At 67.9% G+C, this 17700-nt stretch carries 16 protein-coding genes, 1 tRNA gene and 1 other RNA gene; 13 read left to right on the top strand and 5 right to left on the bottom strand.

Annotated features, from left to right (window positions below):
- Positions 1-31: 31 nt before the first annotated feature.
- A tRNA-Val gene (locus tag CUTER_RS07675) sits at positions 32-107 on the top strand.
- 33 nt (positions 108-140) lie between these two features.
- Here CUTER_RS07675 and CUTER_RS07670 read toward each other — a convergent pair.
- The 3 genes from CUTER_RS07670 to CUTER_RS07660 are packed head-to-tail and all read right to left on the bottom strand — an operon-like array spanning position 141 to position 2300.
- Positions 141-1157 carry an SURF1 family cytochrome oxidase biogenesis protein gene (locus tag CUTER_RS07670; RefSeq protein WP_236684697.1) on the bottom strand — a complete coding sequence of 339 codons (1017 nt, stop codon included), beginning with the start codon at positions 1155-1157 and terminating at the stop codon, positions 141-143.
- A 5-nt stretch (positions 1158-1162) separates the two neighbouring features.
- Entirely contained in the window at positions 1163-1645 is a 483-nt protein-coding gene (locus CUTER_RS07665; RefSeq protein WP_047259938.1) for a low molecular weight protein-tyrosine-phosphatase, read from the bottom strand.
- Entirely contained in the window at positions 1629-2300 is a 672-nt protein-coding gene (locus tag CUTER_RS07660; RefSeq protein WP_047260695.1) for an HAD hydrolase-like protein, read from the bottom strand. The genes CUTER_RS07665 and CUTER_RS07660 overlap by 17 nt, the downstream gene beginning before the upstream one ends.
- 46 nt (positions 2301-2346) lie before the next feature.
- Between CUTER_RS07660 and CUTER_RS07655 the strand changes: the two genes are divergently transcribed.
- The 4 genes from CUTER_RS07655 (at position 2347) to rnpB (ending at position 6012) form a co-directional block, all read left to right on the top strand.
- Complete coding sequence (locus CUTER_RS07655) at positions 2347-3546, top strand: Nif3-like dinuclear metal center hexameric protein (RefSeq protein ID WP_047259937.1); 1200 nt, start codon at positions 2347-2349, stop codon at positions 3544-3546.
- 23 nt (positions 3547-3569) lie between these two features.
- Positions 3570-4298, top strand: coding sequence for a Zn-ribbon protein (locus CUTER_RS07650; RefSeq protein ID WP_047259936.1), 729 nt, complete (start codon positions 3570-3572; stop codon positions 4296-4298).
- Positions 4299-4308: 10 nt separating this feature from the next.
- Positions 4309-5511 (top strand): bifunctional RNase H/acid phosphatase, encoded by a 1203-nt coding sequence (locus CUTER_RS07645; protein WP_047259935.1) that lies wholly within the window; start codon positions 4309-4311, stop codon positions 5509-5511.
- A gap of 64 nt (positions 5512-5575) precedes the next feature.
- Positions 5576-6012: RNase P RNA component class A (gene rnpB, locus CUTER_RS11160), an RNA gene on the top strand.
- A gap of 5 nt (positions 6013-6017) precedes the next feature.
- On the opposite strand, the gene CUTER_RS07640 is transcribed toward rnpB, so the two are convergent.
- The gene (locus CUTER_RS07640; RefSeq protein WP_052844077.1) at positions 6018-7298 is read right to left on the bottom strand and encodes a hypothetical protein; all 1281 of its coding nucleotides are present in this window, start codon (positions 7296-7298) and stop codon (positions 6018-6020) included.
- Positions 7299-7362: 64 nt separating this feature from the next.
- Here CUTER_RS07640 and CUTER_RS07635 point away from each other — a divergent pair, with 64 nt between their 5' ends.
- Positions 7363-7554: a hypothetical protein gene (locus CUTER_RS07635; protein ID WP_047259934.1), complete on the top strand. Its 192-nt coding sequence runs from the start codon at positions 7363-7365 to the stop codon at positions 7552-7554.
- Here the strand turns inward: CUTER_RS07635 and CUTER_RS07630 are convergent.
- Entirely contained in the window at positions 7551-9128 is a 1578-nt protein-coding gene (locus CUTER_RS07630; protein ID WP_047259933.1) for a CYTH and CHAD domain-containing protein, read from the bottom strand. The two genes, CUTER_RS07635 and CUTER_RS07630, sit on opposite strands and share 4 nt — an antisense overlap.
- A gap of 110 nt (positions 9129-9238) precedes the next feature.
- On the opposite strand from CUTER_RS07630, the gene CUTER_RS07625 reads away from it, so the two are divergent.
- From CUTER_RS07625 to CUTER_RS07595, 7 genes are read left to right on the top strand one after another with little or no spacing between them, the layout of a single operon-like run.
- Positions 9239-10576 carry a glutamine synthetase family protein gene (locus tag CUTER_RS07625; RefSeq protein ID WP_047259932.1) on the top strand — a complete coding sequence of 446 codons (1338 nt, stop codon included), beginning with the start codon at positions 9239-9241 and terminating at the stop codon, positions 10574-10576.
- A gap of 4 nt (positions 10577-10580) precedes the next feature.
- On the top strand, positions 10581-13655 hold the full coding sequence (locus tag CUTER_RS07620; RefSeq protein ID WP_144412288.1) for a bifunctional [glutamine synthetase] adenylyltransferase/[glutamine synthetase]-adenylyl-L-tyrosine phosphorylase: 3075 nt from the start codon (positions 10581-10583) through the stop codon (positions 13653-13655).
- A gap of 20 nt (positions 13656-13675) precedes the next feature.
- Positions 13676-13957, top strand: a complete 282-nt coding sequence (locus tag CUTER_RS07615) for a hypothetical protein (RefSeq protein ID WP_047259931.1) — start codon at positions 13676-13678, stop codon at positions 13955-13957.
- A 51-nt stretch (positions 13958-14008) separates the two neighbouring features.
- Complete coding sequence (locus tag CUTER_RS07610) at positions 14009-14752, top strand: AAA family ATPase (RefSeq protein WP_052844154.1); 744 nt, start codon at positions 14009-14011, stop codon at positions 14750-14752.
- Between the two features lie 33 nt (positions 14753-14785).
- Positions 14786-16219, top strand: a complete 1434-nt coding sequence (gene thrC / locus CUTER_RS07605) for a threonine synthase (RefSeq protein WP_047259930.1) — start codon at positions 14786-14788, stop codon at positions 16217-16219.
- Between the two features lie 4 nt (positions 16220-16223).
- Positions 16224-17132 carry a trypsin-like serine protease gene (locus tag CUTER_RS07600; protein ID WP_158408121.1) on the top strand — a complete coding sequence of 303 codons (909 nt, stop codon included), beginning with the start codon at positions 16224-16226 and terminating at the stop codon, positions 17130-17132.
- 10 nt (positions 17133-17142) lie between these two features.
- On the top strand, positions 17143-17670 hold the full coding sequence (locus CUTER_RS07595) for an NUDIX hydrolase (RefSeq protein WP_047259929.1): 528 nt from the start codon (positions 17143-17145) through the stop codon (positions 17668-17670).
- The last annotated feature ends 30 nt before the right edge of the window (positions 17671-17700 follow it).

Genomic DNA, 17700 nt, shown 5'->3' with positions numbered 1-17700 from the left:
TCTTCCCGTGCTAGACTGCTCGGGTGCTCAGGCGCTCCTAGCTCAGCTGGAAGAGCAACTGGTTTACACCCAGTAGGTCGGCGGTTCGAACCCGTCGGAGCGCACCACGATTCGCCCCGTCGTTTTCCCACGGCGGGGCGTTAGCGTTCCTGGCGCCGTTGAGCGAGCTTCGCGTAGTGATCCCGCTTCGCGTCACCGTAGCGGTCGCGGACGCTGCGGGACCGCCGCCGCGACGCCGAAGACTGCGGCGCCGATGGCTGCGCCACCGCAGATCGCGGCGCCTCCGCCGGGTGGTCAGCGTCACTGCTGTCCGCAGCGACCTCGGCGGCTGCCGGGGCGACGTCGCCGTGGTCGGCCGCCAGCTCGGTGTCCTCGTCGCGTAAACGGCGGCGCTCCTTGACCTCCGAGTACGCGAAGTAGGCCAGGCCAAGGGGAGCCATGATGCCAAACGCCAACCACTGCAGGCCGTAGGACAGGTGGGAACCGCGGTCGAGCTTCGGCACCGGGATAGGGCTTAACGCTCCCGGCGCGCCCTCGGCCAGTTGGACGTAGCCGTCAACCAGCTCGGTGCCGGTGAGCTCGGTGACCAGCTCCGGGGTGAGGGTGTAGATCTGGCGGTAGCCGTCGGCGTCGAGGGGTGCGCGCCCATCGGCGGCTTCACCCACTTGCGCCAGGCCAGTGATCGTCACCCGCTCGGCGGGGGCGGCGGCGATCGCGGGTACGGGCTCGTCCGCCTTGGCGGGAACGAAGCCCCGGTTGATGAGCACCGTGGCGCCGGAGTCGGTGTCGAAAGGCACAAGCGACTGGTAGGACGGCATACCGTTGACCGAGCGCATGCGGACCAGCACCTCGTCGGCCACGCGGAACTGCCCCGTCATGGTGACCCGGGTCCATTGCTCGTCGTCGCTGAGGGCGCCGTCGTCCAGGAGAGTCGACACATCCACGGGCGCTACCTCGTAGGCGTGCTCGATGCGGTCGTTGCGTTCGACGATGCGGGCGTCCTTACCCAGCTGCCACGGGGCGAGCACGGTGAACGCCAGATAGGAAAAGGCGACCACCACGATGGCGAGCAGAATCCACTGCGGGGTGAGAAAACGCCGCCACAGCGACGACGGGGCGGATTTCTCGGCCGATGGGCGCCTTGCAGAACTACTCACGCAGCTCAGTCTAGTGCCGCCCGAGCCCAGTCCACTAGGCCGGGAGCGGCCGCCTCAATATGGGTGCGGGTGAGTGCGAAGCCCTCGGCGCCGCCGTAGTAGGGGTCCGCCACCGACGCATCCTCGCCGGCCGAAGGGTCAAAATCACGCAGGAGCCGAACTTTGGCGGGGTCGGCCCCGCGGGCGATGAGCTCGCTGCGGTGTCCGGTGTCCAGTGCGACGATGAGATCCGCGGCGAAGGTCCGTTCGCTGAGCGTCTCCGCCCGGCAGGCGGAGCCGTCGTAGCCGGCGGCGGCGAGCTCGGCGACGGCGCGCCGGTCGGCGGGCTGGCCGACATGCCAGGACCCGATGCCGGAGGAGGTCACCGCAACGTCGTCACCCAGCCCGGCGTCGGCCAACGCTGCCCGGACGATGACCTCCGCCATGGGGGAGCGGCAGATATTACCCAGGCAGACGAATTCGATGCTCAGGCTAGCGGGCGAAGTCATGGATGATCTCCTTTAACTCGGCGGTGGTGTCGGCCTTCCACGCGGCCGAATCCCATTCCTCGGCGGTGCCGTAGCCCCACGTCACTGCGCAGGTGGGGATGGCGAATTCGGCGGCGCCGACGATGTCGTGGCGGCGGTCGCCGATCATGAGAATATCCGCCGTGCGCTCGCGCAGCCCCAGGCTGTCCAACGCGAAGGCGATTACCTGCTCCTTGGTGCGCCGGGCGCCACCGAACTCTTCGGCCGCGGCGATGAAGTCCAGCTTGTCCAACAGGCCCAGGTGGCTGAGGACCCGCCGGCAGATCCCTTCGCCCTTGCTCGTGGCGGTGGAGAGATAGAAGCCTTCGGCTCGAAGCTCGTCGAGCAGCTCGCCGACGCCGTCGAAGGCGCGGGTCTCGCCCACCGCAGCGTGAGCCTGATGAGCGAGGTAGGCCTCCATCGCAGCGGTTACCACCGCCGGGTCCGTGTTAAGCCGGCCCAGGGTGGTCTCCATCGGCGGCCCGGCTATCGAGGCGATGAAGCCCGCATCGGGGCGGGGGATTCCCACTTCATCTAGGGCGTGGAGGAAGCTGGCCTTGATAGCGGGGAAGGAGTCGATGAGCGTGCCGTCGACGTCGAAGAACAAGATGCGGCGGCCGTCGGGGAGCGTGGTCATAAGGCCAGTCTGCCACATCGATCACCCCCGCCTAAGGTGGTCGAGTATGGCTTCTTACAACGAACCCTCACCCAAAAACGGCGGTGCCGACGGCACCTCGGCAGCCGTGACCGTTGCCGATGTCGTCGCGGTGCTCGACGCCGCCTACCCGCCTCATCTCGCGGAGAGCTGGGATGCCGTGGGGCTGATCTGCGGTGATCCTTCCGCTGCGGTGCGCACCGTTCACTTCGCGCTGGACTGCACCCTTGACGTGGCTGAGCAGGCAGTTGCTGACGGCGCCGACCTGCTCGTCGTCCACCACCCACTGCTGCTGCGGGGCGTGACCTCGGTGGCCGCGAACACCCCGAAGGGCAGGGTCATCCACACCCTCATCACTGGTGGATGCGCTCTTTTTGCCGCCCACACTAATGCCGACTCCGCTCGCCCTGGGGTGAGCGACGTGCTCGCCGAACTCGTGGGCATTACCCCGGGTCGTCCGATCCGGCCGGTGGGGCTCATGGCCAAGGACCACTGGGGCGTCCATGTGCCAGCCGGGCACGTCGACGCCGTGCTCGACGCCGTCTTTGCCGCCGGAGCCGGGGAGATCAGCGATTACTCCCACTGTGCCTACACCCTTGACGGCCAGGGGCAGTTCCGGCCCGAGCCAGGAGCCCAGCCCGTCGATGGCGTCGTCGGGCAGCTGCACCGCTCTCCGGAGAAGCGGGTCGAGTTCGTTGCTCCCCGCTCCCGTCGGCGCGCCATCATCGACGCCGTGCGCGAGGCGCATCCTTATGAAGAACCGGCCTTCGACATCACCGAGATGGCTGAAGACACAGACCTTGCGCACGCTACGGGCCTCGGGCGGGTCGGCGAGCTGCCCCAGCCGATGACCCTGCGGGAGTTCACCCAACAGGTCGCCGATGCCCTCCCAGCTACCGCGTGGGGAGTGCGTGCCGCCGGTGACCCGGATCGGATTATTCGCACCGTCGCCGTGTCCTCGGGGTCCGGCGATGGTTTCCTCGACGACGTTCGCCGGCTTGGCGTCGACGCCTACGTCACGTCGGATCTGCGCCACCACCCGGTCGATGAAGCGTTGCGCGCCGGCGGGCCGGCCATCATTGACACCGCACATTGGGCGAGCGAATTCCCCTGGACACGTCAGGCGTCGCAGGTGGTGCGCGACGCCCTCGGCCTGACGACCTCGATCATTGAGCTGCGCACGGACCCGTGGACGGTCTCCGCCCACCCGCGCGAGGCCGACGCCTGAGACCACCAGGTACAACTGAACTCATGAAACTAGCGAGGGAACACCAGATTCAGCTGCTCAAGCTGGCCACCGCGCAGCGCGCGGCGGACATCCGAGACGCCAGTCGCGAGGCAGCGGCCAGCCCGGTGAGTGAAGAGCAGGCGACCTACGAGCGCTTACGCAGCGAACTGAAGCGGCAGCGGGAGGCCACCGCGTCCGCGCAGTTGGCGGTCGCCGACATGGAGAGCGAAATCCTGCGCATTCAAGAAGACGAGCGCAAGCTCAAGCGGCGCGATCGTGATGACCGGGAACAGCTCGCTGCTGAGCTGGACCGGGAGCGTCGCCGCGACCTCGAACACGACCGGTACACGGTGAAGTCCCGCCTGGCGGATCTCTACTACGAGCTCAAGGAGGCACACAACGAGATCCACGCGTTGCGCAACAACCGGGACCGCCACGAGTCCGAACTGGCGGAGCTGTCGCGGCGGGTCGACGCCGCCCACCGCGCCGCCGCGGCCGCCCCGGTGGTGGCCGAACCCGCCGGCGAGGGCGTCGACGCGCTTCGCCAAGGGCTGCCGCCGGAGGTGCTGGCTGAGTATGACGCTCGCCGCGAGGACAACGCCGTCGGCGCGGCCGAGTTCAACGGGCGTAGCTGCGGAGGGTGCTTCGTGGTTCTGCCGCCGGCGTTTCGGCAGGGATATGCCAAGGCGTCGCCCGCCCGGGTGGAGGAGTGCCCCGAATGCGGGAGTCTGTTGATCCGCCGAGAAGTATAAGGGGTAATTTATGGTAGATAAGGTTCACATCTTTTCCGACGGCGGATCCCGCGGCAACCCCGGCGTCGCCGGCTCGGGATCGGTGGTCTACGACGCAGCGACAAAGGACACGGTGGCGGAGATCGTCTACGCCTTCGGCCAGGCGGCCTCCAACAATGTCGCCGAGTATCGGGGGCTGATCGAGGGGCTACGCGCCGCTGCCGAGCTCGGGGCTCGGGAAGCCTACGTGTTCATGGACTCCAAACTCGTCGTGGAGCAGATGACCGGGCGCTGGAAAATCAAGCATCCGGACATGAAGGCGCTGGCCCTTGAGGCCAAGGAGCTGGCAGACGGCTTCGAGCGCATCGCCTACACGTGGGTGCCCCGAGAGAAAAACAAGCGCGCCGACGCCCTGTCCAACGTCGCCATGGACGCCGCCGCTCGCGGCGAAAGCGGCATCGTCGAGGAGAAGTCGATCCTGCCGGTCACCGCCACCGCGTCGAAGCCAGCCGAACCGGAACCAGCAGCTCCAGAGCCAGCCGAACCGGAGCAGGCGGAGCTGTCCTTCGACGCTCCCGCGGCCCCGCAGGCTCCCAGCTGGTGTGGGGACGACACCCCACCTACCCGGCTTGTCCTCGTCCGCCACGGGCAAACCGCGATGTCCGCCGCCCATCAATACGCCGGGCACAGCGACGTCCCCCTTAGTGACCTCGGCCATGAGCAGGCGCACGCTACTGCTCGCCGAGTAGCCAGTGGTCACGCGGTCGACGCGATCTACACCTCCCCGCTGGCACGGTGCCGCCAGACTGCCGACTACCTCGCAGAAGCCACGGGCTCAACCGTTGAAGTGGCCGAGGATCTCATCGAATGCGACTTCGGCGAGTTTGAAGGATTGACCTTCGCCGAAGCCCATGAGCAGCACTCGCACGCCCATGCTCGCTGGCTCGCCGACGCCACTGTGGCCCCGCCCGGGGGTGAGTCCTTCGCGCAGGTGTTCGCCCGGGTCAGCGCCGCAGTGCACGAGATCGCCGACCGTCACCGGGGCCAGACCGTCGTGATCGTCAGCCACGTCAACCCCATCAAGGCCGTTATTGCCATGGCCCTGGGGTCCGGCCCGGCCGTGTTCGCCCGGCTGATGCTCGCCCTGGCGTCGGTGAGCGTCGTCGACGTGCTCGGACCCGAGGCCGCGATGCCCATGCAGCTGCGCTCCCTCAACGAGGACGGCGCGCGTTAAGCCTGCGCGTTCCCAGCCCAGTTACCGTACGGCGGCGGGTTCGGGCTAGGATCGAGTCCGCGATTGAGCCGGCCGGGTGACCGCGGCCGAGGTCCCGAACCAGCCAGTGTTCTGGCTAGGCGGGGGTCGAGGAAAGTCCGGACTCCGCAGGGCAGAGTGGTTGCTAACGGCAACCCGGGGCAACCCGAGGGCAGATGTGCAACAGAAAGTAGACCGCCCCGGAAGTCTTCGGACCACGGGGTAAGGGTGAAAGGGTGCGGTAAGAGCGCACCGGCGGGGCAGGTGACTGTCCCGGCCAGGTAAACCCCACTCGGAGCAAGGCATCACGGCGGCGCGGGTTTCGCGCTGCCCGATTAGACGTTTGAGGGCGGCCCGCCTGAGTCTAAAGGTAGCCGCTTGAGGCGCCCAGCGATGGTGCGTCCAGATGGATGGTCACCGCCGCGACCGCTCGCCTCGGCGGGCGAAGCGGCACAGAATCCGGCTTACACGCCGGCTCAATCGCGCTTCTAGCTCACGTCCAGCAGACGCGCCGGGGTACCCGGGGCGAAGTCGATGACGTCCGCGACGTCGGCGCGGGAGCGCAGCGCGGCGACGTCGGCCACCCGGTCGGCCGGGACCACGGCTATCACGGCGTCGCCGCCGCAGCTGCGCGCGGCCACGGCTCCGGCGCGCAGACAGGCCGCGACCACAGCTGTCGGCTGCTCGGTGAGGGCCGCGCACCCAGCCTCGGATTCGTTCATCAGCCGCCACACGTCCGGGAATCGCTGGGACCGCAGCGCAAACACCGCCTGCCGAGCGCGCTCTACTTCCTGCTGGTAGGCCACGAGCCAGCGCCGGGCGTCGTCGACCGCCGCGGGCTGGGTCTCGGGCTGCAGGTCGTGAACCGCCTCCAGCCACTGCAGGACCCGGTCGGTGGCGTAGGGCAGGCTGCGCAATGATGAGGTGCCAAAGGCGCGGCAGGCGTCGTCGAGGAAGCGACGCCGGGCCTGCTCGGCTGGCACCCGATCCGGGTGATGAGTGGTGACGACGCCTAGCAGGCGCCACCTCGCGCCGGAGGACGCAGCGGGGTGGACGACGGGAAGCGCGGATCCGTCGGCGGCGTCGAAGGCGGTCAAAGCGTCGACAAGGCCGCGCAGCGCGGTGACGTAGCGCACCGTGGCCACCGGTTCGGCGGAGAAGAGCCCGGCGGACTGGCCACACACGTCCGCGAGTCGGGCGCGCAGGGATACGTCGTCGGTATCGTCGTCGACATGGCTGCCGGAGACTGCCAGGGCGAACGCCGCGTCGAGGGAGGTGCTAAAGCCCAACCCTGAAGCCGGGGGGATGGTGGTGACTACGCTGACGTTGAGCCCGGTGGTGTCCCGCGACGCGAGTTGCCGGTGGGTGAGGCACCAGCGCAGCCCGGACAATCGTTCGGCCAGGCCCCCGGTGGGCCACGGCGCGTTGATGACGCGGCCGTCGGCGTCGACCCCGGGGGTGTGCACACCGGCTAGGTCGGCGGCCTCCTCGGAGTCCGTCTCAGCTGCCACGACGTCGGGGGAGAGGACGCCGGAGGTGTCGGCGTGGTGGAGGCGAACGCGCAGGACGCCGTCGTCGTTGGGCCCGATAGCCACCGCGCATTCTCGTGAGCCCACTGCCATGACGGCTACGCCGCCGAAGTAGTCGGCATCCTCGCCGAGCAGGGCACACGTCGCCGGGCTCACGGCCGCGGCGACCGGCGAGCCGGCATGAGGATAGTCGGCGGCGAAGGCAGCCGACACCAGCTCAGCGGGAGACACGGGGGACATGGAGGCTCCTGGAAGGTCGTGGTTGAGACGAAGGTCAGCCGACGCCCGCGATACGCTGGGCGCTATGACTGACACCTCATGGTATTTCGACCCCACAACACGCAGTGTGTCGCAGGGCAAGCAGAAAGGCTGGGACCGCCGGATGGGGCCCTACGCTAGCCGCGAGGAGGCGGAAAACGCCCTCAACCTCGCAGCGCAGCGTAACGACGCCGCCGACGCCTATGACGCCGCCGAGGACGACGACGAGGTCAACTAGCGATTCTTCTTCAACCGCCGGTAGGCGGCGACGATGTCGTCGTAGGCCTGCTGGTACTGATCCAGCGACGCCAGCCCGATGGCACGCTCGCGCTGATACAGCAGACCCAGGCTGAAGGTGTCGTGCTGATGGCGTCGAGCCGTGTGGGCCATCCGCTCCAGCTTGGTGCGGCTGGTCACCGAGTCCTGGAAGTCGCCCAGCACCGTTTGCATCGTCTTGCACGCCTTGACGATGCGCTTCGTCTTCAGCCCAGTGGCGGAGCCGACGGCCTCGGCCGCGTACCGCAGCTTCTTCGCCGCCTTGCGCATGTCGTGGTAGTAGTCCTCCCGCTCATGCAGACTGAGCTCCGGGTTGTCCCAATTCGCCACCGCCTTCTTGTGGCGCTTGACCAGCTTTCGGTAGGCCTCGTCAAGGTGGGACTCCATCACGGCCGTGATGGACTCGGTTTCGTCCTTCACCGCCACCGGCGGGTGGGCGAGCAGCTCGTCGAGGGCGTCGAGCAGCTCCAGGTACCGGTCCGAGTCGAGGGCGCGAACGATGCGCCGGTGGGCTCGCTGGTACTCCTCCTCGATGGTGGACATGATCCGCGCCTGATCCTCGGCGCTGATGAGCCCGGAGTCCTCGCTGCTGATGAGCCACTCGAAACGTTCGGCGACCACCTCGGCGTCGCGCGCGGAGCCGAGCATCCCGGCCAGCACCTTGAGCTCGCTGAGCAAATGATCCACCTGCTCGCCGGCGACGATGCCGTCGAAGGTCTGCAGATGCGAGCGCAGCTCCCGGGTCGCCACCCGCATCTGATGCACCGAGTCCCATTCATCGCGGCGCACCTTGGGGTCGTAGGCGACGAGCTTGGCCCGGTTGGCCATGAGCGCGAGGACGACGGCCCCGGCCGCGGTCTCCGGGTCGGGATCGACGCTGAGGTAAGTGGGCAGGGGAGCCTCGGCCAGCGAGTCCCCCAGGGCGGCCACCAGCTTCGACGGGGAGGCGGACTTACGCGCCCCAGCCCCGATGAGCACCGTGGTCGCCGCTGCCAGCACCTCCGCACCAGTCTCCGTGCCGGCGACGCCACCGGACAGCTCCAGCTCCCACTCCCGCCACTGCTTCTGCGTCCCACCCGGAAGCAGCGACCAGGCGGTGACCCGGTCATCGCAGAACTCCGCAACGCCCGTGCCATCCTCCCCGACGAGCAGGGACTCGGTGCGCTCATTGTCCACCTGCGCGATGGGAATGAGCTCTTCGTCGCGAACCAGGGCCCTCACCTGGCTGAGCAACTCCTCCGGCACCTCATACTGCCCCTGCGTGGGGGGAGCGAGCTCGGCGCTGAGCTCTAGGCGGCCGCCGTCGCCGGGAAGCTTGAGGTGCCAGCCGTCGTCCTTGCCGCCGCTTCGCCGGCGCAACGTCACCTTCGCCCGGGTGAGGCGGAGATCGGCGGTGTCGTAATAAATGGCGGAAAGGTGGTGGACCTGCGTTCCCGCGACGGCGTGGACGCCGGGAAGCTGGGTGAGCTCGGGGACTACGGTGGTGCCGTCGACGGCGAACTTCGCCTCCACCTCAAGGAACTTCTCAATCGCCATGTCAGCAAAACCTTTCACACTCGTCACGCCTTCTTTAGGCCCAGACTACCGACGCCGCGCCGGGCGTAGGAGGACGATGGCCGCTGCGAGGCTCCGTAGAATCGGAGCGTATGAACAGCCAACACGAGTTCGTCCTCAACGCCGTCGAGGAACGCGGAATACGATTCATTCGCCTCTGGTTCACGGACATTGCCGGTCAGCTCAAAGCCGTGATGATGTCGCCGGGCGAGCTCGAAGGCGCCTTCGAGGAGGGTGCAGGCTTCGACGGCTCCGCTATCGAAGGCTTCTCCCGGGTGTCGGAATCGGACACGCTGCTGCTGCCGGACCCGTCGACGTTCCAAATCATGCCCTTCGACGACGACGAACCCGACCTGCGCACCGCGCGGATGTTCTGCGACATCGTCATGCCCGACGGCACCCCCTCCATGGCCGATCCCCGCAACATCCTGCGCCGCCAGGTCAAAGCGGCCGCTGACGAGGGCTTTACCTGCCAGGTCTCGCCGGAGATCGAGTTCTACATCGTCAACGACGACGGCTTCCCCTTCGCCATGACCCCCACGGACCACGGCGGCTACTTTGACCAGGCGGCCCACTCCGTGGTCCCGAAATTCCGGCGGGAGGCCATGCAAGCCCTCGAACACATGGGCATCGCCACCGAGTTTTCGCACCACGAAACCTCCCCGGGGCAGCAGGAGATCGACTTGCGCCACGCCGACGTCCTCACCATGGCCGACAACATCATGTCCTTCCGCTACCTGCTGAAGACCGTCGCCCAGCGCAACGGGGTGCGCGCCACGTTCATGCCCAAGCCCTTTCGGGAGTACGCCGGCTCCGCCATGCACACCCACTTCTCCCTCTTCGAAGGCGAGTCCAACGCCTTCCACGACCCGGACGATGAATATTCGCTCTCCGCCACCGCGCGGGGCTTCATCGCCGGCATCCTGCATTACGCCAACGAGATTTCGGCGGTGACGAACCAGTGGGTGAACTCGTACAAGCGGCTGCAATTCGGCAACGAGGCGCCGACGGCTATCACCTGGGGCGTGTCCAACCGCTCCGCCCTTATCCGCATTCCTACCTACCGCCTGCACAAGGCGGCGTCGCGCCGGGTGGAGCTCCGCTCGCTCGATTCCGGCACGAACCCCTACCTCGGGTACGCGGTGGTGCTGGCGGCGGGCCTGCGTGGCATTGCCGAGGGCTTTGACCTCGATGACCCGGCGGAGGAGGACGTCACCTTACTCACCCGCCGGGAACGCCGGGCCATGGGCTACCGGGACCTGCCGCGCGGGCTCGACGAGGCCCTGCGCTACATGGAGAAATCCGAGTTCCTCGCGGAGGTCTTAGGCGAGCACGTCTTCGAGTTCTTCCTCCGGTCGAAGTGGAATGAGTGGCACGCGTACACGGACCAGATCACCCCCTTCGAAATCCGATCCACCCTGGAGCTGTAGCACCATGGCCGCCCGCATTCGTCGCACCGTGCCCTCCACCGCCCAGCTGCGGCTCTCCGGCGCCCACGCCGCCGAGGACTTAGCCTGGCTGGGATGGGATAATCTCGACTCCCTACCGTTGTTGTGGACCCTCGCCGGCGCGGGGGACCCCGACCTCGCGCTCAACACGATGCGCCGGCTCAGCGAGGCGCTCGGCACCGACCGTGATGATTTCGACGCCGCCCTACGCGCCGACGAGACGCTGCGGGTACGGCTGTTGGCGCTGCTCGGAGGCTCGACGGCTCTCGGGGATCACCTCGTGGCCAATCCCGGACAGTGGCGCCTCCTCGCCGAGGCGATCCCCGAGCCCGAGGAGCTCATGCGCTCCCTGCTCGGCGCCGTCGACGCCCAACCCTGCGACGCTTCCGCCTCCACCGAGCTGAGCACCCCGGGTACCTACCGGGCGGCGATCACCGGCCAGGCGGCTCAGGCCGCGCTCAAGCGGACCTACCGGACGCTGCTCATGCGCATTGCCGCCGCCGACCTGGCGGGGACCTTCGCCTCCCGGCGTGGCTACGGCGCCAACGAGCCGATGCTCGGCTACCCCAAGGTGACCAGCCTGCTCAGCGCGTTGGCCGACGCGGCGCTCACCGCGGCGCTGGCCGTCGCCGTGCGCAGCGTGTATGGCGACGACACCCCCGATTCCCGATTGGCCGTTCTCGCCTTGGGCAAATGCGGCGCCACCGAGCTCAATTACATTTCCGACGTCGACGTCGTCTTCGTCTCCGAGCCGGTCACCTCGCGGATCACGAGGGTCGCCTCGGAGCTTATGCGGCTGGGCTCTGCGTGCTTCTTCGAGGTCGACGCCAACCTCCGGCCCGAGGGGCGTTCCGGGGCGCTGACCCGCACCCTGGACTCCCACGTCGCCTACTACCGCCGGTGGGCCCAGACCTGGGAGTTCCAGGCACTGCTCAAAGCGCGGCCGATGACGGGGGACCTCAACCTTGGCGCAGACTACGTCGAGCAGCTAGCCCCGCTGGTGTGGGCCGCCTCCCAGCGGGAATCCTTCGTGGAGGACGTCCAGGCCATGCGCACCCGGGTAGTGGACAACGTCCCGGCGGAGCTACGCCACCGGGAGCTCAAACTGGGCCGAGGCGGGCTGCGCGACGTCGAGTTCGCCGTCCAGCTGCTCCAACTGGTCCACGGCCGCTCCGACGAGTCCCTGCGCGTGCGCCCCACCACCGAGGCGCTGGGCACGCTCATCAACGGCGGCTACGTCGGCCGCGAGGACGGCCAGGCGCTCATCCGCGCCTACGAGCAGCTGCGCCTGTTGGAACACCGGTTGCAGCTCACACGGCTGCGGCGCACTCATGCTCTGCCGGAGGACGAGGACCACAAGGCCTGGGAGTGGCTGGCCAACGCCTCGGGGTACCGGCCCGATCCGGACGCCTCCGCCGTGGAGCACCTCTACCGCGACCTCAAAGCCCTCCACCGCCAGGTGTCCGGTCTCCACAAGCAGCTGTTCTACCGCCCGCTGCTCAACTCCGTGGTGACCATGAGCGTCGCCGAGCTCCGCCTGTCCCAGGCCGCCGCCCAGAATCAGCTCGCAGCGCTGGGCTACCGTTTCCCGGACCGGGCCTTCGAGCACCTCACGGCGCTGGCGTCGGGCAATTCCCGGAAGGCGAAGCTGCAGGCCATTCTGCTGCCGACGCTCATGGAGTACCTGGCGTCAACGGCGGACCCGGATGCGGGCCTGCTCAACTACCGCAAACTCAGCGAGGCGGCCTTTGACCGGACGTGGTTCCTGCGGATGCTCCGCGACGAAGGCGTTGTCGCCCAGCGGCTCATGTTCATCCTGGGGACCAGCCCGTACACGGCCGATCTGCTCATCTCCGCCCCGGACGCCATCAAGCAGTTCTCCGACGGTGCGACGGGCCCGAAGCTGCTGCAGAACGAGGCGCAGTGGGTGTACCGGGCGCTCATCGCGGCGTCGAAGCGACACAAGGACCCGGATAAGGCCGTGAGCCGCGCCCGGGAGCTGCGGCGCCTGGAGCTCGCCCGCATCGCCTCCGCGGACCTGTTGGGGTTCATGGACACCGCCCAGGTCTGCGAGGAGCTCTCCGTTGTATGGCTGGCGGTGCTCGAGGCCGCATTGCGGGCAGAGGTGCGCGCCAGCCTGGACAGCGGGGAGTACTCCCACCCCCCGGCGCGCATCGCGGTGATCGGCATGGGCCGGCTCGGCGGGCGCGAGCTGGGCTACGGTTCCGACGCCGACGTCATGGTGGTGGCGGAACCCGCTGAGGGCGTGGCGGACAGCGACGCCGTGGCGTGGGCCATCGGGGTCATCGAACGGATGCGTAAGCGACTGTCCACACCTTCGGATGATCCGGCTCTGGACGTCGACCTCGGGCTGCGTCCCGAAGGCCGCTCAGGGCCTATCGTGCGCACGATCGCCAGTTATGAGCGCTACTACCAACAGTGGGGCGAGACCTGGGAGATCCAGGCCCTGCAACGCGCCGCCCACGCCGCCGGCGACGAAGAGGTGGGCCAGCGCTTCCTGCGCGCCATCGACCCCCTGCGATACCCAGCGCGCGGGGCGAGCGCGCAGCAGGTGCGCGACGTCCGCCGGATGAAGGCCCGGGTGGATAACGAGCGTCTGCCGCGCGGCGCCGACCGCGCTACGCACACCAAGCTCGGGCGTGGGGCGTTGACGGACATCGAGTGGACAGTCCAGCTGATTACGCTGGAACACGCCCACGAAATCCCCGGTCTGCACACCACTTCCACCCTCGACGCCCTGGCGGCCCTGGCCGAACACGATGACCCGGCCGTCATCTCAGCGGCGCAGGTACACACGCTCAGCGACGCATGGCTGCTGGCCACCCGGGCCCGCAACGCCATCGTCCTCGTGCGCGGCAAGCGCAAGGACCAGCTCCCGCAGCCCGGCCCCGAACTGGCCAAAGTCTCAGGTGCCGCCGGCTGGGGTGCGTCGAAGTATGCCGACTTCTTGGACAACTACCTCAAACTCACCCGCCGCGCACGTAACGTGGTGGACGAAGTGTTCTGGGGAGAATCCGCCTCCCACGAGTACGAACACTAAACACGAAAGGATCACCAGCCATGGCCGTCATGTTGCGAGTAGACCTAGCCAACGCCACCTTCGCCGACCTGGAAGCCGTTGTTGCCGCCGCCCGCGTCGCCGGCGCCTCCACCACCACCCAAGTCGCCCTGGACGGCAGCGACTTAGTGGTGAGCGTCGAAGGCCCCGCCACCAGCTCCCACCCCGCCTCGGCGCCGACGCCCTCCGAGGCTCAGCCGCAGCCGCCGGCTCGCGGCCAGGAGGTCGGCGCCGACGCCGCGCTGAAGTTCATCGCCCACCTGCTGGGCGAGAACCGCTCCTAACGAGTGGCGCCGGTGATGCCGCCTCGCCCGTTGCCGTTGCAGCGGGTCTCGGTGAGTGGAATCAGTGCGCTGGCGGACGCGGTTGAGCGCGGTAAGTTGGAACCCTACGTTGCCGCATTGCCTGCCGTGCGCGCACTGGCCCGCGGCGCCGGGCTTGCGTTCACCAGCCGCGTGACGATCCTCACCGGCGACAACGGCTCGGGAAAATCCACCCTTTTAGAGGCCATCGCCTTGAAACTGGGCTTCGACGGCGTCGGCGGCCCACGCGGCGGCTTCGACGGCACAACGCAGCGAGCCGGCACCGGAACTGAATCTGCTCTGTCCTTCCTGCTGCGGGCCAGGCTGCGCCGCCCGGACGTGGTGGGTGGGTTCTACCTGCGGTCGGAGACGCATCTTGACCTCGCCTTCTACGCCGAAAGCGCCGTCGGGCGCGCCGGGCGCACCGAACTTACGCACGACGTCCGGCGCCGCTCTCACGGGGAGGCGGTGCTCGACCTGCTGGGCGAGTACATCCGAGGCGAAGGCATCTATTTGCTCGACGAGCCCGAGGCTGGCCTGTCCGTGGTCCGCCAATTGGCGCTGCTCGCCGAGATCGCCCAGGCTGCCGAGCTCGGCGCCCAGTTTCTCATCTGCACCCATTCTCCGGTCTTGCCCGCTCTGCCGGGCGCCACGGTGCTGGAGATCACCGAGGCCGGCTTGGTGCCCGTCGCTTTCGACGAGGTGGAATCCGTGGCGGCCATGCGGGAATTCCTCGACGCCCCCGAGGACGTTGTCCGCTTTGTCATCGACGGCTAGTGCGCAAGAGGGCGGGCGCTACACTCGTAGCTCATGGATTACATTTCGACGCGCGACCGCTCAGCTCAGCCGTGTAAATTTACGGATATCCTCATGTCCGGCTTGGCTGCCGACGGTGGGTTGTTCCTCCCAGCCGCCTACCCGGACGTCACCGATCGCCTGGGGGAGCTGCGCGACATCCTCGCTAAGCGGGGGTATGCGGCCCTCGTGGCGGAGATCCTGGCCCTGTACATTGACGACATCCCGGCCGACACTCTCGCCGAACTGGCCGCCCGCGCCTACACCGCGGAGGCCTTCGGCACCGAGGAGATCGTCTCCGTGAGCAGGTACGACGAGCGCCTGCTCATCGGCCACATCTCCGCCGGGCCGACCGCTGCGTTTAAGGACATGGCCATGCAGTTGCTGGGCGAGCTCTTCGAATATGAGCTCACTCGCCGCGGCGCGACGATGAACATCCTTGGCGCCACGTCCGGCGACACCGGTTCCTCGGCGGAGTACGCCATGCGCGGTCGGGACAATATTTCCGTGTTCATGCTCACTCCGGCGGGGCGGATGACGCCCTTCCAGCAGGCACAGATGTTTTCGCTGGATGACGCCAATATCCACAACATTGCCCTCGACGGCACCTTCGACGATTGTCAGGACGTGGTCAAGGCGGTCAACTCCGACGCCGAGTTTAAGAAGACCTACTCCATTGGCGCGGTGAACTCCATCAACTTCGCCCGCATCTTGGCACAGGTGGCGTACTACTTCGCTCTTTACTTCCGGGCCACGAACAGCGACGACGAGCGCATCTCCTTCGCCGTTCCCACGGGTAACTTCGGCAACGTGTACGCCGGGCACGTCGCCCGCCAGATGGGCCTTCCCGTGGACCGGCTCATCGTCGCCAACAACGAAAACGATGCGATGGATGACTTCTTCGCCACCGGAAACTACCTGCGTAAGGGCAACGGCGCGTCGGTGAAGACCTCGTCGCCGTCCATGGACATTTCGCGGCCGTCGAACTTCGAGCGCTTCGTCTACGACCTCATGGGGCGAGACCCCGAGCGCATCGCCGAGCTTTTCGGTACCCAGGTGCCCGCCGGCGGCTTTTCTCTCGCCGGCGACGCCGCTTTCGCCACCGCTGCCGACTTCGGCTTCCTCGCGGGTAAATCCACCCACGCCGACCGGCTCGCCGAGATCCGCCGCTCTGAGGAGCTGGGTTATCTCATCGACCCGCACACCGCCGACGGCGTCGTCGTCGCCCGGGAGTTGCTGGACGAGGTGGCCACCCCCGTCGTGGTTCTGGAGACCGCCCTGCCGGTGAAGTTCGCCGAAACCATCACCGAGGCCATCGGGTCCTTCCCGGAGACGCCGGCCCGCTTCGCCGGCATTGAGTCCGGCGACCGGTACGTGACCGACATGCCCAATGACGCCGAGGCCGTCAAGCGCTTCATCGTCGATAACCAGGCCACGCGCGACGTCTAGGCCCGTGCCCACAAAGCCACACCCCGCTCCACTCGGATGCCTCAGCGCCGTCGCCCTGCTCGTAGGGCTCGGCGGACTGGCTAGCGCAGCCTTCTTGCAGCACCAGGGCGAGCTGTGGGGATCTGCGCTGCCGGCGACGTCGCCGTCAACCACCAGCTCGCCGGCGGCCCCGCCACCGAACGAGGTAGTGGTGCCGGCGAACTCGCCGTGGATCCCGGGGACGATTATCACCCTCACCGAGGAGTACCCGGTGCCGGGCATCGCCTTCGATAAGACCACGTGCACCGTGGCGTTTACCTTCACCGACGCCGCCGGTCAGGGCTATGCGGTGACGGCGTCGCACTGCGGGCACGTGGACGAACTGGTGTGGCCGGCCGACGCACGGACGGAGTTCGACTTCTCCTACGAAGCCGGCCGGGTCATTTACTCCGGGCTCGACGACCCCGGCGCCGATGGGTACGCCGCCGACGTGGGCATTATCAAGCTGACCGACGCCGGCAGCTACATGGCGCCTGCCTCCGGCGCGCTGGGGGAGACCCTGCTGCACGAGGGTCCCGGCGAGGCCGGCCTGTGCAAGGTGGGCGCGACGACGGGATGGACCTGCGGCGAAGCGGGGATGCGGGAACAGCCCTACCGCATGACCCACCCGGGCACCGGGCAAGAGCTGCTATCGCGGGGCGACACCGCGCTGCTGTGCGCCCAAACCGGTGACTCCGGTGGCCCGGTGGTCGGTACGCTCGATGACCGCCAGGTGGTCGTCGGGCTCGTGTCAGGTATCACCGCCGGGGGGACCTGCACCGGCGACGACCCAGCCGGAATCCAGGTCGCCTACGTACCCATGGCCGTTATCCTGGACACTATCCGTGAGGTGGTGCCCGACGCCCAGTTGGTCCCCACCGCCCCCAGTCACTAAGGAGTGCCCCATGCCGGTGCCCGAGTTCATCACCGAAATTCGTTCCAAGATCGGCCACGATCCGCTGTGGTTACCCGGGGTGACGGCCGTCGTGCTGCGCGACTCCACCACCGATTCCGTGTGGGCCGCCCCAGAGGTGCTGCTGGTGCGCCGATCCGACAACGGAGCGTGGACACCGGTGACCGGAATCAGCGAGCCTGGCGAGGATCCGGACGTCACCGCGGTGCGGGAAGTAGCGGAGGAAACCGGCCTGACCGCCACCGTGGAGGCGCTCGTCGGGGTGGGGGCTACTGACACGATCACCCACGTCAACGGTGACGTGGCCACGTATCTGTCCGTGGTGATGCGGCTGAGCGTCGTGGGCGACGATACCCCGGTGGTTGGCGACGATGAGTCCACCGATGTGGGATGGTTCCCCGTCACCCACCTTCCGGTGGACAAGCCGCGAATGCGGATGGCCATCGCCGACGCGGTAGCTCAGCGCAAGCACCCACAGACCTTTGTTCCGCGCCTCGGATTCCATAAACGACAGCGGTAACCAAGGATAGCCTCGGCTGGATATGTGCAG

This window comes from Corynebacterium uterequi (assembly GCF_001021065.1).
Lineage (GTDB): Bacteria > Actinomycetota > Actinomycetes > Mycobacteriales > Mycobacteriaceae > Corynebacterium > Corynebacterium uterequi.
The sequence above is the reverse complement of the archived record's forward strand: the minus strand, read 5'-3'. Positions and strand labels throughout refer to the sequence as shown.